The organism is Aeromicrobium sp. (assembly GCF_014378035.1).
GTDB lineage: Bacteria > Actinomycetota > Actinomycetes > Propionibacteriales > Nocardioidaceae > Aeromicrobium.
Genome location: NZ_JACMOM010000089.1, coordinates 21,440 through 35,405 on the forward strand (window position 1 = coordinate 21,440; position 13,966 = coordinate 35,405).

General features: G+C 67.0%; 11 protein-coding genes. 3 read left to right on the forward strand and 8 right to left on the reverse strand.

Translation table 11 applies throughout. From position 1 onward, the window contains the following. Positions 1 to 63: 63 nt before the first annotated feature. The 5 genes from whiA to uvrA form a co-directional block, all read right to left on the reverse strand. Positions 64 to 1,047 (reverse strand): DNA-binding protein WhiA, encoded by a 984-nt coding sequence (gene whiA / locus H7290_RS04730; protein WP_290512861.1) that lies wholly within the window; start codon positions 1,045 to 1,047, stop codon positions 64 to 66. A 107-nt stretch (positions 1,048 to 1,154) separates the two neighbouring features. Further along, positions 1,155 to 2,129: a uridine diphosphate-N-acetylglucosamine-binding protein YvcK gene (yvcK, locus tag H7290_RS04735; protein WP_290512862.1), complete on the reverse strand. Its 975-nt coding sequence runs from the start codon at positions 2,127 to 2,129 to the stop codon at positions 1,155 to 1,157. Further along, complete coding sequence (gene rapZ, locus H7290_RS04740; protein ID WP_290512863.1) at positions 2,126 to 2,989, reverse strand: RNase adapter RapZ; 864 nt, start codon at positions 2,987 to 2,989, stop codon at positions 2,126 to 2,128. Before rapZ ends, yvcK begins: the two co-directional genes overlap by 4 nt. Next, a complete protein-coding gene (gene uvrC, locus H7290_RS04745) occupies positions 2,986 to 4,929 on the reverse strand; it encodes an excinuclease ABC subunit UvrC (protein ID WP_290512864.1) in 1,944 nt (647 codons plus the stop codon). Before uvrC ends, rapZ begins: the two co-directional genes overlap by 4 nt. Before the next feature lie 9 nt (positions 4,930 to 4,938). After that, positions 4,939 to 7,803 carry an excinuclease ABC subunit UvrA gene (uvrA, locus tag H7290_RS04750; protein ID WP_290512865.1) on the reverse strand — a complete coding sequence of 955 codons (2,865 nt, stop codon included), beginning with the start codon at positions 7,801 to 7,803 and terminating at the stop codon, positions 4,939 to 4,941. Positions 7,804 to 8,024: 221 nt separating this feature from the next. Here uvrA and H7290_RS04755 point away from each other — a divergent pair, with 221 nt between their 5' ends. Continuing rightward, positions 8,025 to 8,678, forward strand: a complete 654-nt coding sequence (locus H7290_RS04755) for an MBL fold metallo-hydrolase (protein ID WP_290512866.1) — start codon at positions 8,025 to 8,027, stop codon at positions 8,676 to 8,678. Between the two features lie 83 nt (positions 8,679 to 8,761). After that, entirely contained in the window at positions 8,762 to 9,157 is a 396-nt protein-coding gene (locus H7290_RS04760; protein WP_290512867.1) for a hypothetical protein, read from the forward strand. A 13-nt stretch (positions 9,158 to 9,170) separates the two neighbouring features. On the opposite strand, the gene H7290_RS04765 is transcribed toward H7290_RS04760, so the two are convergent. Continuing rightward, positions 9,171 to 10,451 carry a cytochrome P450 gene (locus H7290_RS04765; RefSeq protein ID WP_290512868.1) on the reverse strand — a complete coding sequence of 427 codons (1,281 nt, stop codon included), beginning with the start codon at positions 10,449 to 10,451 and terminating at the stop codon, positions 9,171 to 9,173. 98 nt (positions 10,452 to 10,549) lie between these two features. Between H7290_RS04765 and H7290_RS04770 the strand changes: the two genes are divergently transcribed. Then, the gene (locus tag H7290_RS04770) at positions 10,550 to 11,950 is read left to right on the forward strand and encodes an APC family permease (RefSeq protein WP_290512869.1); all 1,401 of its coding nucleotides are present in this window, start codon (positions 10,550 to 10,552) and stop codon (positions 11,948 to 11,950) included. A gap of 35 nt (positions 11,951 to 11,985) precedes the next feature. On the opposite strand, the gene H7290_RS04775 is transcribed toward H7290_RS04770, so the two are convergent. Both H7290_RS04775 and H7290_RS04780 read right to left on the reverse strand, forming a co-directional pair. Continuing rightward, the gene (locus H7290_RS04775; protein ID WP_290512870.1) at positions 11,986 to 13,029 is read right to left on the reverse strand and encodes a TerC/Alx family metal homeostasis membrane protein; all 1,044 of its coding nucleotides are present in this window, start codon (positions 13,027 to 13,029) and stop codon (positions 11,986 to 11,988) included. A gap of 262 nt (positions 13,030 to 13,291) precedes the next feature. Continuing rightward, on the reverse strand, positions 13,292 to 13,966 hold a 675-nt coding region (locus H7290_RS04780; protein ID WP_290512871.1), incomplete at its 5' end, for a hypothetical protein.

Sequence of the window (13,966 nt, forward strand, 5' to 3'; positions counted from 1 at the left end):
TGAAGTCTCAGCCTAGCGAGTTGATCGGGCTACCGGCGAGTCACCTCGCCCACCAGGTGGACCTCAGGCTTCAGCGACCCGATCGTCGCCGAGGCTTGATTCGGTGTCGGGCACTCCGAGCTCTTCGGCGCGCTTGTCGGCCATGGCCAGGAGGCGTCGGATGCGCCCGGCGATGGCGTCCTTGGTGAGCGCGGGCTCGTGCAGCTGACCGAGCTCTTCGAGGCTCGCCTGACGATGCTCGACGCGCAGGCTGCCAGCCATCTTGAGGTGATCGGGCACTTCGGGTCCGAGGATCTCAAGAGCGCGCTGGGCGCGGGCTCCGGCGGCGACGGCCGCACGAGCGGAGCGCCTGAGGTTGGCATCGTCGAAATTGGCCAGGCGGTTGGCCGTGGCACGGACCTCGCGACGCATGCGCCGCTCCTCCCATGCCAGCAACGACTCGTGTGCGCCGAGGCGTGTGAGCAGTGCCCCGATGGCCTCGCCGTCGCGGGTCACGACGCGGTCGATGCCGCGGACCTCACGTGCCTTGGCACTGATACCGACGCGGCGAGCCGCTCCGACCAGCGCGAGCGCAGCTTCGGGGCTGGGGCAGCTGACCTCGAGCGCCGATGATCTCCCGGGCTCGGTGAGCGACCCGTGCGCGAGGAAGCTTCCGCGCCACGCGGCAACAGCGTCGCACGACGAGCCCGAGACGACCTGCGGTGGGAGTCCACGGATGGGGCGCCCGCTGCCGTCGATCAGTCCGGTCTGTCGGGCCAGCGCCTCGCCGTCCTTGGACACCCGGACGACGTAGTGGGTGTCCTTGCGGATTCCGGCGTTCTGCATGACCAGGATCTCGCTGTCATGCCCGTATATCTCGGCGATGTCCCTGCGAAGACGACGAGCCGCAGCGCCGGTGTCGAGCTCGGCCTCGACCACGATGCGGCCCGAGACGATGTGGAGACCGCCGGCGAACCGCAGGATCGAGGACACCTCGGCCTTGCGGCAGCACGACTTGGTGATGCTGGTGTTGGCGAGCTCCGCCTTGACCTGAGCCGTCATCGCCATTCGGCTGATCTCCCGCTTCTGTGTCGTCCACTGCTACGTGGCTGTCCGGTGGTTCTGAAACATCTGGGTGTCGCTGAGCCTTCTGGTGGCGACAGGACCACGCCACTCTATGCCTGTCTCATGACCGCACCGAACGCGGCCGCGAGACGTCCGGGGTCGTGCTGGTCGGAGCCGGGAATCGTGGCCACGTCAGCGACGAAGAGCCGGGCACCGAGCGCCCGCGCTGTCGACTCCAGCGTGCCACGGGCGTCCACGAGGGACGTGTCGGCGATGACGGCGTCCAGGCCGAGCTCGGGTGCGTGGGCGGCAAGCGCCTCGAGGTGGTCGGTCGGGGTCAGTCCTTCGGTCTCCCCCACCTGCTCGTCGAGGTTGAGCACCAGGATGCGCCGCGCGTCGGTGCTGGTCAGGGCGTCGCGGAGACCGGGCACGAGCAGGGTGGGCATGACGCTGGTGAACCACGAGCCGGGTCCGATGACCACCCAGTCGGCTGCCTCGACAGCAGCGACCGCCTCGGGGCAGGCTGGGGGGTCGCTCGGGTGGAGCCTCACGCTGACGACCTGCCCGTCGGTCTGGGCGACCTCGACCTGGCCGCGCACCAGCGTGAGCCGGTCGGGGGCCGAGCGCAGGTGGACGTCGGCCTCGATGTCGAGCGGGACGGCTGCCATGGGCAGCACCCGGCCCTGCGCACCGAGCAGCTCTGCCACGAGGTCGAGCCCCGCGACGTGGTCGCCGAGCTGGTCCCAGATCGCCGCGATCAGGAGGTTGCCCACCGCGTGGTCCTTGAGCGGGCCTTCGCCGGTGAAGCGGTGCTGCAGGATGCCGGCCCAGGTTCGACCCCACTCGTCGTCGCCGCAAAGAGCCGCGAGCGCCATCCGGAGGTCGCCCGGGGGCAGGCCCCCGAGCTCGGCGCGTAATCGACCGGACGAGCCACCGTTGTCAGCAACAGTGACGACACCGGTGAGATCTGTCGTCAACCGGCGAAGCGCGGAGAGGCTGGCAGCGAGTCCGTGCCCGCCGCCGAGAGCGACGACCTTGAGGTCGCCCTCGGACCGGGCAACGGCGCGGCTGGGACGAGTGATCACTCGCGCCCCAGGTCGCGGTGGACGACGAGCGTGTTCACTCCTTGCGCCCGCAGGCGCTCGGCGAATGCCTCCGACATCGCGACGCTGCGGTGCCGCCCACCAGTGCAGCCGAGCGCGATGGTGAGGAAGTGCTTGTCCTCAGCCAGGTAGCCATCCGTCAGCAACGCCACGAGGCCTTCGTACTGCTCGAGGAACTCCTCGGCGCGGGGCTGGCTACGGACGTAGTCACGCACCGCTGTGTCAAGACCGCTCAGGGGTCGCAGCTCGTCGACCCAGAACGGATTGGGCAGGAAGCGAAGGTCCGCGACCATGTCGGCGTCGATCGGCAGGCCGTACTTGAACCCGAACGACATGACGGAGGCACGGAGCCCTCCGGAGTCGGGGTCCTCGAAGGCCGCTCGGACCCGCTGGCCCAGCTGGTGCACATTGAGGTTGGAGGTGTCGACGACGATGTCGGCACGACCCCGGATGCGACGCAGGAGCTCGCGCTCACGGTCGAAGCCGTCCATCAGACGACCTTCGAGACTCAGCGGGTGTGGTCGACGTGCCGCCTCCTGACGGCGCACGAGCACCTCGTCGGCGGCCTCGAGGTAGAGGATCTTGGTGATGACACCGTGGTCGCGCAGCTTCTCGAGCGACTCGACGAGGCCGCCGAAGAACTCACGTGAGCGCGCATCGACCACCACGGCGAGCCGGTCGCTGTCCGGAGACTTCTCCACGGTAGCCACCGCGGCGGAGATGAGATCGGGCGGAAGGTTGTCGATGACGAAGTAGCCGAGCTTCTCGAGCACCTTCGCAGCGGAGCCTCGACCGGCACCGGTCATGCCGGTGACAAGCACGAACTGGCTGAGAGACGTCAACTGTCCTCCAGGATCTCTCCGGTCGCCATGTTGACGGCCGGTGTCTGCTCGCTCGTCGCGAGCGCTTCCACGATGGATTGTGCCGTAGCCGCGCCGATGCCCGGCACCGAGGCGATCTCCTCGACGGTGGCCACCCGCAGCTTCTTGACCGATCCGAACGATTTGAGCAGCGCCTTGCGTCGGGTCGGTCCGAGACCGGCAACGGGGTCGAGGACGCTCTCGATCATGGTCTTGCTGCGACGGCCGCGGTGATGGCCGATGGCGAAGCGGTGGGCCTCGTCGCGGAGCCGCTGCAGCAGGTAGAGGCCCTCACTGGTGCGCGGGAGGATGACGGGATCGTCGTCGTCGGGCAGCCACACCTCCTCGAGGCGCTTGGCCAGTCCGACGAGGGCGATGTCGGTGATGCCGAGTGCGGTCATGGCGGCGTGGGCGGCGGCCACCTGAGGCGGCCCACCATCGACGACGACGAGCGCTGGCGTGTAGGCAAAACGCTTTGGCTTGCCGGTCTCGGGGTCGATGCCGGGACCGTCCTCGTCGTTGTCCTCACGTGCCTTGAGCAGCCTCTCGAACCGGCGGGTGATGACCTCGTGCATCGCGGCGACGTCGCTCTGGCCCTCGTTGCGGATGGTGAAGCGGCGGTACTCGGACTTGCGCGGCAGTCCGTCCTCGAACACCACCATGGATGCGACGGTCTCGGTCTCGCCGAGGTTGGAGATGTCGTAGCACTCGATGCGCAGCGGAGCCGTGTCGAGATCGAGGGCGGCCTGGATCTCCTCCAGGGCAAGGCTGCGGGCGGTGAGGTCGGACGAACGCTTCATCTTGTGGCGCATGAGCAGCTGCTTGGCGTTCTGCTCGACGGTCTGCATCAGCGCCCGTTTGTCACCGCGCCTCGGCACCCGGATCGTGACGGGCCCCTCGCGTCGCTCGCTGAGCAGCTCGGTGACGATGTCGGCGTCAGACGGCATGGCGGGCACCAGCACCTCGCGCGGGATCGCGGCCGCTATGGCGTCCTGGTAAAGCGTCATGAGTGCGCGTTGCACGAGCTCGGGGAAGCCGGTCTCGTCGGCCTTCTCGGCGACCCAGCCACGCTGACCACGGATGCGTCCCCCGCGGACCGAGAAGATCTGCACCGCCACCTCGAGCGGGTCGTCGACGAAGCCGAGCACGTCGGCATCGGTGCCGTCGCCGAGGACCACGGTCTGCTTCTCGAGCACCCGGCGCATGGCTCCGAGGTCATCTCGGAGCTTGGCGGCAAGCTCGTACTCCTCGGCGTCGGAGGCCTGCTTCATGCGGGTCTCGATGCGCTTCGTGAAGCCCGCGGTCTGCCCGCCCATGAAGGACAAGAAGTCGTTGACGATGGCCCGGTGCTCGTCGGGCGACACCCGGCCGACGCATGGTGCGGCGCACTTGCCGATGTCACCGAGCAGGCAGGGCCGGCCGATCGCCGCGGAGCGTCGGAACACCCCGGCGGAGCACGACCGCATGGGGAACACCCGCAGCAGGGTGTCGACCGTGTCGCGGATGGCCCACGCGTGCCCGTACGGCCCGAAGTAGCGCACGCCCTTGCGCTGGGCCCCGCGCATCACAGTCACCCGTGGGAACTCCTCGCCCACCGTGACCGCAAGCCACGGGTACGACTTGTCGTCGCGGTACTTGACGTTGAAGCGCGGGTCGAACTCCTTGATCCAGGAGTACTCCAGCGCGAGTGCCTCGACCTCGGTGGTGACGACGGTCCAGTCGACCGAGCTCGCGGTCAGGACCATCTGCTGCGTGCGCGGATGGAGGTTGGAGATGTCCTGGAAGTACGAGCTCAGGCGCGGCCGGAGCGATTTGGCCTTGCCCACGTAGATGACCCGGCGTTCGTCGTCGCGAAAGCGGTACACGCCGGGCTCCGCGGGAATCTCCCCCGGAGCTGGTCGGTAGCTTGCGGGATCTGCCACCCACCCACCCTACGAGGTGACCAGGAGCGGCTTGAGGAACGTGCCGGTGTGGCTGTCGGGGCTGTTGGCGATGTCCTCGGGCGTTCCCTCGGCGATCAGCAGCCCGCCGCCGCTGCCGCCCTCGGGGCCCATGTCGATGACCCAGTCGGCGGTCTTGATGACATCGAGGTTGTGCTCGATGACGATGACCGAGTTGCCGGTGTCGACGATGCGCTGCAGGACGCCGAGAAGCTTGCGGATGTCTTCGAAGTGCAGACCGGTGGTGGGCTCGTCGAGGACATAAACCGTGCGGCCCGTGGACCGCTTCTGCAACCCGGCTGAGAGCGTGCCGCGCTGCGCCTCGCCACCGGACAGGGTGGGTGCGGACTGACCGAGGCGGACGTAGCCCAGACCGACGTCGACGAGGGTGCGCAGATGCCGGGCGATGGCCGGGATTGCCTCGAAGAAGTCGACGGCCTCCTCGATGGGCATCTCGAGAACCTCGGCGATGGTCTTGCCCTTGTAGTGCACCTCGAGCGTCTCACGGTTGTAGCGGGCACCGTGGCAGACCTCGCAGGCGACGTAGACGTCGGGCAGGAAGTTCATCTCGATCTTGATGGTGCCGTCGCCCGCGCACGCCTCGCAGCGTCCGCCCTTGACGTTGAACGAGAAACGTCCCTGCAGGTAGCCCCGCATCTTCGCCTCGGGCGTCTGCGCGAACAGCTTGCGGACGTGGTCGAAGACGCCGGTGTAGGTGGCCGGGTTGGAGCGCGGCGTGCGCCCGATGGGTGACTGATCGACGTGGATGACCTTGTCGACCTCGTCGAGTCCGGTGATGGTGCGGTGCCGGCCCGGGATGGTGCGCGCGCCGTAGATCGTGCGGGCGAGCTGGGTGTAGAGGATGTCGTTGACGAGGGTCGACTTGCCCGACCCGGACACACCGGTGACCGCGACGAAGAGGCCGAGCGGGAAGGTGACGTCGATGTCGCGGAGGTTGTGCTCCTTCGCCCCCTGGATCGTCAGCTCGTGACCCTTCTTGCGCTTGCGACGCTTGTCGGGCAGCGGGATGACCTTGCGGCCGGAGAGGTACTGCCCGGTGAGCGAGTGCTCACTGTCGAGCAGCTCCTTGACGGGGCCGGACACGATGACCTGCCCGCCGTGCTCCCCCGCCCCGGGGCCGATGTCGACGGCCCAGTCGGCGGCACGGATGGTGTCTTCGTCGTGCTCGACGACGATGAGGGTGTTGCCGAGGTCGCGCAGGCGGATGAGGGTCTCGATGAGTCGGTGGTTGTCGCGCTGGTGCAGCCCGATGGAGGGCTCGTCGAGCACATAGAGCACGCCCACGAGACCCGCGCCGATCTGAGTCGCGAGCCGGATGCGCTGCGCCTCGCCGCCGGACAGTGAACCGGCGGCTCGGTCGAGCGCGAGGTAGTCGAGGCCGACATCGAGCAGAAAACGCAGCCTCTCGTTGATCTCCTTGAGGACCCGCTCACCGATCTGCTTCTCGCGGTCGCTCATCTCGAGCGTCTGGAGGTAGTCGGCGGCCTCGCTGATCGACATCGCGCAGACCTCGGCGATGTTCCGGGGACCGTGCTCGTCGGAGTTGAGCTGCACCGCGAGGATGACGGGCTTGAGCCGCGTGCCGTTGCACACCCGGCACGGCACCTCGCGCATGAAGCCCTCGAGACGCTCACGGTTGGTGTCGGAGTCGGTCTCGCCGTGGCGGCGCTCGAGATAGGTGATGGCACCTTCGAACGCGGTGTAGTAGCTGCGCTCGCGACCGTAGCGGTTCTTGTAGCGCACGTGGATCTTGGTGGGGTGCCCGTGCAGGATGGCCTCGCGCACGTCGTCGGGGAGGTCGCCCCACGGCGCATCTGCGCTGAAGCTCATCTCCTGCGCGAGTGCGCCGATGAGTCGGGAGAAGTAGTCAGAGACATGAGCCGACGACCAGGGGGCGATGGCGCCGTCGTTGAGCGACTTGGCGTCATCGGGCACGACGAGCTCGGGGTCGACCTCCATGCGGGTGCCGAGGCCGTGGCACTCCGGGCACGCCCCGAAGGGTGCGTTGAACGAGAACGAGCGCGGCTCCAGCTCGTCGACGGCGAGGGGGTGATCATTGGGACAGGCGAGCTTCTCGGAGAAGCGCCGGGTGCGGTCGGGGTGCTTGGCGGGCAAGTCGACGTAGTCGACCATGACCAGGCCGTCGGCGAGGCCGAGAGCCGTCTCGACTGACTCGGTGAGCCGCTGCTTGGTGCTGTCCTTGACCTGCAGGCGGTCGACCACGACGTCGATGGTGTGCTTCTTTTGCTTCTCCAGCTTGGGCGGCTCGTCGGCGAGCATGTGGGTCTCACCGTCGACGATGGTGCGGCTGAATCCCTGCGACTGGAGCTGGCGGAAGAGCTCGCCGTACTCGCCCTTGCGACCACGTATGACGGGTGCGAGCACCTGGAAGCGGGTGCCCTCGTCGCCGGCCATGATGCGGTCGACGATCTGCTGCGGCGTCTGCCGAGCGATGGGCTCGCCGCAAACGGGGCAGTGCGGCCGGCCAGCGCGGGCGTAGAGCAGTCGGAGGTAGTCGTAGACCTCGGTGATGGTGCCGACGGTCGAGCGAGGGTTGCGCGACGTCGACTTCTGATCGATCGACACTGCCGGCGACAGGCCCTCGATGAAGTCGACGTCGGGTTTGTCCATCTGGCCGAGGAACTGACGCGCGTAGGCCGACAACGACTCGACGTAGCGGCGCTGGCCCTCGGCGAAGATCGTGTCGAAGGCGAGCGATGACTTGCCCGAGCCGGAGAGTCCGGTGAAGACGATCAGCGAGTCTCGTGGGAGGTCGAGTGAGACGTCCTTGAGGTTGTGCTCGCGTGCGCCGCGGATGACGAGGCGGTCGGTCACTGGCTCCCCTGTGCTGATCGAAGTAATGGGGCTGATCGAAGAATGGGCAGCGTTCATGTGCGAATGAGAGGTCTTTCAACCCTCACCATCGTAACGACGACGACTGACAAAAACCTTCCCGCGCGGTGCGTCAGGCTCGTCACACGGAACCTCGCACCACCTCACGATCCTAGGTCGACGCTGCGCCTGCCGCCTCCGCTGAGCGGTCGTATGCTCGGCCCATGACGTACACCGGAGAAGTCGAGGTCGGCGGTCCTGCCGACGTACAGGTCGCGGGCGACCTGATGATCACCAAGGTCGCGGTCGGCGAGATGAACAACAACGCGTACCTGCTGCGCTGTGTCCTGACCGGGGAGCAGGTGCTCATCGACGCGGCTGCCGAGTACGAGACGCTGCTCCCCCTCATCGGCGTCGACGGCCTCGCGCGGGTCATCACGACCCACCGGCACGGCGACCACTGGCAAGCACTGCCCACCATCGTCGAACGCACCGGGGCCGAGACCGTCGCCGGCGAGGACGACGCCGACGCGCTGCCCGTCCCTGTCGACACCCGCGTGCGTACCGGTGCCCGCGTCCGCGTCGGCTCGTGCGAGCTCGAGGTCATCGAGGTCGTGGGCCACACTCCCGGCTCGATCGTCCTGGCCTACGACGACCCCGACGGCATCGTGCACCTCTTCACCGGCGACTCGCTCTTCCCGGGCGGCGTCGGCAAGACCTGGGCACCCGAGGACTTCACCACGTTGATCGGTGAGGTCGAGGCCAAGATCTTCGGCCGTTTCGACGATGATGCCCATGTCTATCCCGGCCACGGCGGCGACACGACCTTGGGTGCGGAGCGTCCTCACCTGGCGCAGTGGCGCGAGCGGGGCTGGTAACCCTTTCAACGTGTGACCGGACGCACCGCCCCGCGAAGAGCAGTCGAGTGGCGGAATCGGCTGAGCAGCCTAGTGTCCGAAGCATGAAGATGTTGGCCGCGCTCGCACTGTTCGCCCTGCTCGCGGGGTGCGGTGGTTCCAGCGATTCCGGCTCCGGGAGCTCGATGACCAGCAAGGAGGCCGAGGCGAAGACGTGCGTCGAGGTGCGGGCGGGCATCGCGGACTTCAACAGCGAGAACTACGCCGGCACGGTCTCGCACTTCGCGAAGGCCAAGACCACCGCGAAGATCTACGCCAGGGTCAGCCAGGAGCCCAAGGCCGACGCACTGTTGGACGCGGTCGAGTACTACGCGAACCTCGCCCCGGACGACTACCCCGAGGCGGCCCGCACGTCAGAGAGCTTCGCGCGCAGCAAGGCCGTGACCCTGACCCAGTGCGCGTCCGACAGCCCGGTCGAGGCACCCACGCAAAGCACCTGAGACGGCGGCCGAGTCAGAAGGTGACAGGAAGCTCGTGCACCCCGTAGACGAACGACAGCTTGCGGAAGTTGAGCTCTTCCTGCGGCTTCGCGAGCGCGAGGTCGGGGAAGTAGCGGAAGAGTCGTGGCAGTGCGATGCGCAGCTCGATGCGGGCCAGCTCGGCCCCGATGCAGCGGTGGATGCCGTGGCCGAACGCGAGATGACCGCTGGACGGAGTGCGGAAGGGGTCGAACTCATCGGGCCGTTGACCCGCCCACGCCGGGTCGCGGTTGGCTCCACTGAGGGACGCCATCACGAGGTCGCCGGCTTTGATCTGCTGACCGAACAGCACCATGTCCTGCTTGGCGAAACGGGGGAAGGCGACCTGCACCACAGCGAGGTAGCGCAGCAGCTCCTCGACGACCCGATCGACGTCCTCGGGTGTCCCGGTGCGCATCAGTTCGGCGTCCTCGGGGTCACGCAGCAGCACGATCGTGCCGAGGGCGATCATTCCCGCAGTGGTCTCGAAGCCGCCGGTGAAGACCCCGTCGGCCAGTCCGGCCAGGTCCACGTCGGAGATCATGTCACCCTCGTCGCGCAGGATCTGACCGATCAGCCCCGGCCCTGGCTCCTTGCGCTGCTTGGCCACGGCGGCGAACAGGAATTCTCGCTGGCGCGATACTGCACCGAAGGCGGCGGCGGCGCCGTTGGTCGCGTCGAACCGCGCGCTGCCGAGCTTCTCGAAGGCATCGCGGTCTTCGTAGTCGAGCCCGAGGAGCGCGCAGATCGTCTGGAACGGCACCGGGAACGCCAGGTGTTTCGCGAGGTCGGCACCCGGCCCCTCCTCCTCGAGCGCCTTGAGCTGGTCGTCGACGAAACCGGCAATCATCGGCTCCAGCCGGGTGAGCCGCCGCATCGTGAACTCCGGGGTCAGGATCTTGCGGAGCCGGGTGTGCAACGGCGCATCGGTGAACCCGAGGCCGCCGATGTCGTCGGAGGTGGCCGGCCCGTCACCGTGAAACATGTGACGGATGTCGTTCGAGTACGAGTCGCGGTCAGTCAGGATGCGACGGGACTCCTCATGACCCGTGACGAGGAAAGCCTGGAAGTTGAACGGGAGGTCGAGCTTGTGCATCGGCTCGGTCACGCGGATCTCCGCGAGACGGGGCACCGGATCCATCACGTTGCGCTGCAACGGAACTTTGGTGGCATCGGGAATGAAGGAGATCCGCGAGAGGTCGATGCCCTTGCTGCGTACACGTCGTATCAACAGACCACCGGCCCACGCATTGAGTCTCGCTCTGACCTGAACCACGCAATGAAACTACACGGAGCAGTTGCAGGAGTGCGCCAGCCGGTGTTGGATATATCGAAGCTGGCGCCGTCTGGCGCCCGGCACGGGGGGATTCCGTCGTGAGTTCCGACACACCACAGGCCGATCGGGCATCCGGGCTCAAGCGCGTGATGGGCCCAAAGCTGCTGCTGCTGTTCATCATCGGCGACATCCTCGGGGTCGGCATCTACGCACTCACCGGTCAGGTCGCAGCCGAGGTCGGTGGCGCGGCCTGGCTGCCTTTCCTGGTGGCGTTCTTCGTGGCCATGCTGACCGCCTTTTCCTACCTTGAGCTCGTCACGAAGTACCCCCAGGCGGCCGGGGCGGCTCTGTACGTCCACAAGGCGTTCGGCGTGCACCTGTTCACCTTCCTCGTGGCGTTTGCGGTGATGTGCTCGGGCATCACGTCGGCGTCGACGGCCTCCAACGCCTTCGCGGCCAACCTCGCCACGGGGGTGGGCTGGAAGGCGTCCGACACCGCACTCATGCTCATCGCCCTGCTGTTCATGGTGCTGGTGATGGCGATCAATCTCCGGGGGGTGGGTGAGAGCGTCAAGGCCAACGTCGTCCTGACCCTGATCGAGCTTTCCGGGCTGGTGCTCGTGATTCTTGTCGGCTTCTACGCGATGAGCGGTGGCAACGCGGACTTCTCCCGCATCATCGCTTTTGACACCCCGGACGACAAGAACGTCTTCCTCGCGGTGACCACCGCGACATCACTGGCGTTCTTCGCGATGGTCGGCTTCGAGGACTCGGTCAACATGGCCGAGGAATGCCATGAGCCCAGCAAGATCTTCCCGAGGGTGATGCTGACAGGACTCGGCATCACTGCCGTCATCTACGTGCTGGTGTCGATCTGCGCCGTCGCGCTGGTTCCGGTCGGCGAGCTGGCCGCGAGCGACACCCCGCTCGTGGAGGTGGTGAAGGCTGGAGCACCCAACATCCCGATCGACAGGATCCTGCCGTTCATCTCCATGTTCGCCGTCGCCAACTCCGCACTGATCAACATGATGATGGCGAGCCGCCTCCTCTACGGTCTGTCGAGGCAGGGTGTCCTGCCGGCCTCGCTATCAAGGGTGCACAGCCGCAACCAGACCCCGTGGGCCGCGATCGCGTTCACGACAGCGTTGTCGTTCGCGCTGATCGTCTACGTCTCATATGCCAGTGAGGACGCGGTGGCGGCACTCGGTGGGACGACGGCGCTGCTGCTGCTTGGCGTGTTCGCCGTCGTCAATGTCGCCGTGCTGGTACTGCGCCGCGACCGCGTCGAGCACAGCCACTTCCATACCCGCACCGCCCTGGCGGTGGTCGGGGCCGGGTCGTGCCTCTACCTCGTCACGCCCCTGTCGGGCCGCTCTGGCGAGCAGTACCAGATCGCCGGCATCCTCCTGGCGTTCGGGCTGGCCCTGTCGATACCGATCTACCTGCACCGGCGCGCGCAGGGCGGTCACCTCGACATGGACGTCAAAAACATCTCGTGATCATCGTCGCGGGGTGTCTTCGAGTTGATGCGCCGCTACGAGACCTCGTCGGAGGGACCGTCCTGTTCCTTGCGTATCGCGGCGGCGGCGGAAGCCTCCGCCGCGTCGCGCCGCGATGACACAGCGAGGCTCACGACTGCGGTGACCGCCAGGATCACGATGATGACGCCGAGGCTCAGCAGCGTCGGGATCTCCGGCACGCCGACGGGCTCACCGCCGTTGAGGAACGGCAGCTCGTTCTCGTGCAGGGCGTGCAGCAGGAGCTTGACGCCGATGAAACCGAGAAGGACCGCCAGGCCCCGCGACAGGTAGATGAGCTTCTTGAGAAGGCCTCCCAGCAGGAAGTAGAGCTGACGCAGGCCCATCAGGGCGAACACGTTGGCCGTGAACACCAGGTAGGGCTCCATGGTCAGGCCGTAGATCGCCGGGATCGAGTCGAGGGCAAAGAGCAGGTCGGTCGTGCCCAGCGACAGGATGACCAGGAACATCGGCGTGATGAACGTCTTGCCACCGCGCTTGATGAAGAGCTTCAGGCCGAGCCACTCATCGGACGTGTTGAGGAACCGTCGGGCGAACCGTACGACGGCGTTCTCGCCGTCGTCGTCGTGGCTCTTGTCGCTCATCAGCGTGAAGGCCGTGTAGAGCAGGAAAGCTCCGAACAGGTAGAAGATCCACGAGAACTGCTCAATCGCGACCGCGCCGAGCGCGATGAACATGCCACGAAAGATCAGGGCGATCACGATGCCGACCAGCAGCGCCTCCTGCTGGTACTTCCTCGGCACGTTGAAGCTGGCCATGATGATGATGAAGATGAACAGGTTGTCGATCGACAGGCTGTACTCGGTGAGCCAACCCGCGAAGAACTGAAGACCGTAGTCGCCATCCGGGCCTGAGGTGTTGTGGAAGATCGTGACCCAGATGCCGAACGCGACTGCGAGGCTCACATAGCCCGCGAGGTAGACCGCGCATTCCTTGAGCGTCGGCTCGTGCGGCCGCCTGGCCACGATCAGGATGTCGAACAGCAGTACGGCGATGGTCACACCAACGGTGATGAGCCATTCGGTGGTCGATACGTTCACAAGCGTTCTCCGGTCGTGTCAGGGCCGTAGGTCTCTTCCGCCGCGTGGGCGGTTCATGACACGAGACGACCGCGAAGAGTCGCCGTGATCATGACGGTGCGATCGGGGAATGCTCCCCCCGCGTCTCATTGTCGCAGGGCGCGGCGCCTCGCAGCCAATCGAGCACAAGACCACGGACGTGGTCCTTGACCGGGATGAGCTGGTTGACCTCGATCCGCCTGATGCCCTGTTCGAGCCGGTGGTCCGGCGGCAGGGAGAGTGGTTACTCCAGCATCTCGGCGGCGAGGTCGAGCACGATCTCTCGCGGCCATGGGCCACGTGGATGCAGGTCCGGATGCACGAAGACGTCGGGCGGTGCGGTCTGGGGCTCGACGCACAGCGCATCGCGTGGCCCGCTGTAGACAACCCACCAGTCGGCACCTGACGTGAGGGTCAGGCGCAGGGCCCCCGGCCACTCGAGGACGGGTGGTGAGCCCAGGGTGAAGCAATCGTCCCAGGGCTGCGGACCGGGCGGCACGAGCTTCCCGGTGGGCAGCCCGTCGGTGCCTCTTTCGACCATCGTGATCGGCGACAGAGTCTCCTGCAGCGTTCCCCCGCGGGTGAGTGATCGCCTGAACCACGGATGAATGCCGACCGAGCAGCCGAGATCGTCGTCGTTCGTGTCACTGTGCCAGGTGAGGGTGATGCGCAGCCCGTGGTCGCGCGGCTCGTAGACCACGGTGGCCTCGCCCTCGACGGGCCAGGGTCGGCCGAGCGCCACACGGAAGGCGCCACCCCCGACGTGCTCCCAGGTCGTGTCCTTGCCAAGACCGTGCAGGGCGTTGCCGTCGCCAGCGACCGGCAGCACATAGGTGTCGCCGCGCCAGGCCACGTGACCGGCGCCGATGCGTCCGGCCCACGGAACCATGGGGTAGCAGCCCTCGTCTGTCACCGGGTC

Excerpts from the sequence above, each read along its gene's own strand:
- whiA (WP_290512861.1), bottom strand. The coding sequence starts at position 1,047 with ATGGCGATGACGGCTCAGGTCAAGGCGGAGCTCGCCAACACCAGCATC.
- H7290_RS04760 (WP_290512867.1), top strand. The coding sequence starts at position 8,762 with ATGAAGATGTTGGCCGCGCTCGCACTGTTCGCCCTGCTCGCGGGGTGC.
- H7290_RS04755 (WP_290512866.1), top strand. The coding sequence starts at position 8,025 with ATGACGTACACCGGAGAAGTCGAGGTCGGCGGTCCTGCCGACGTACAG.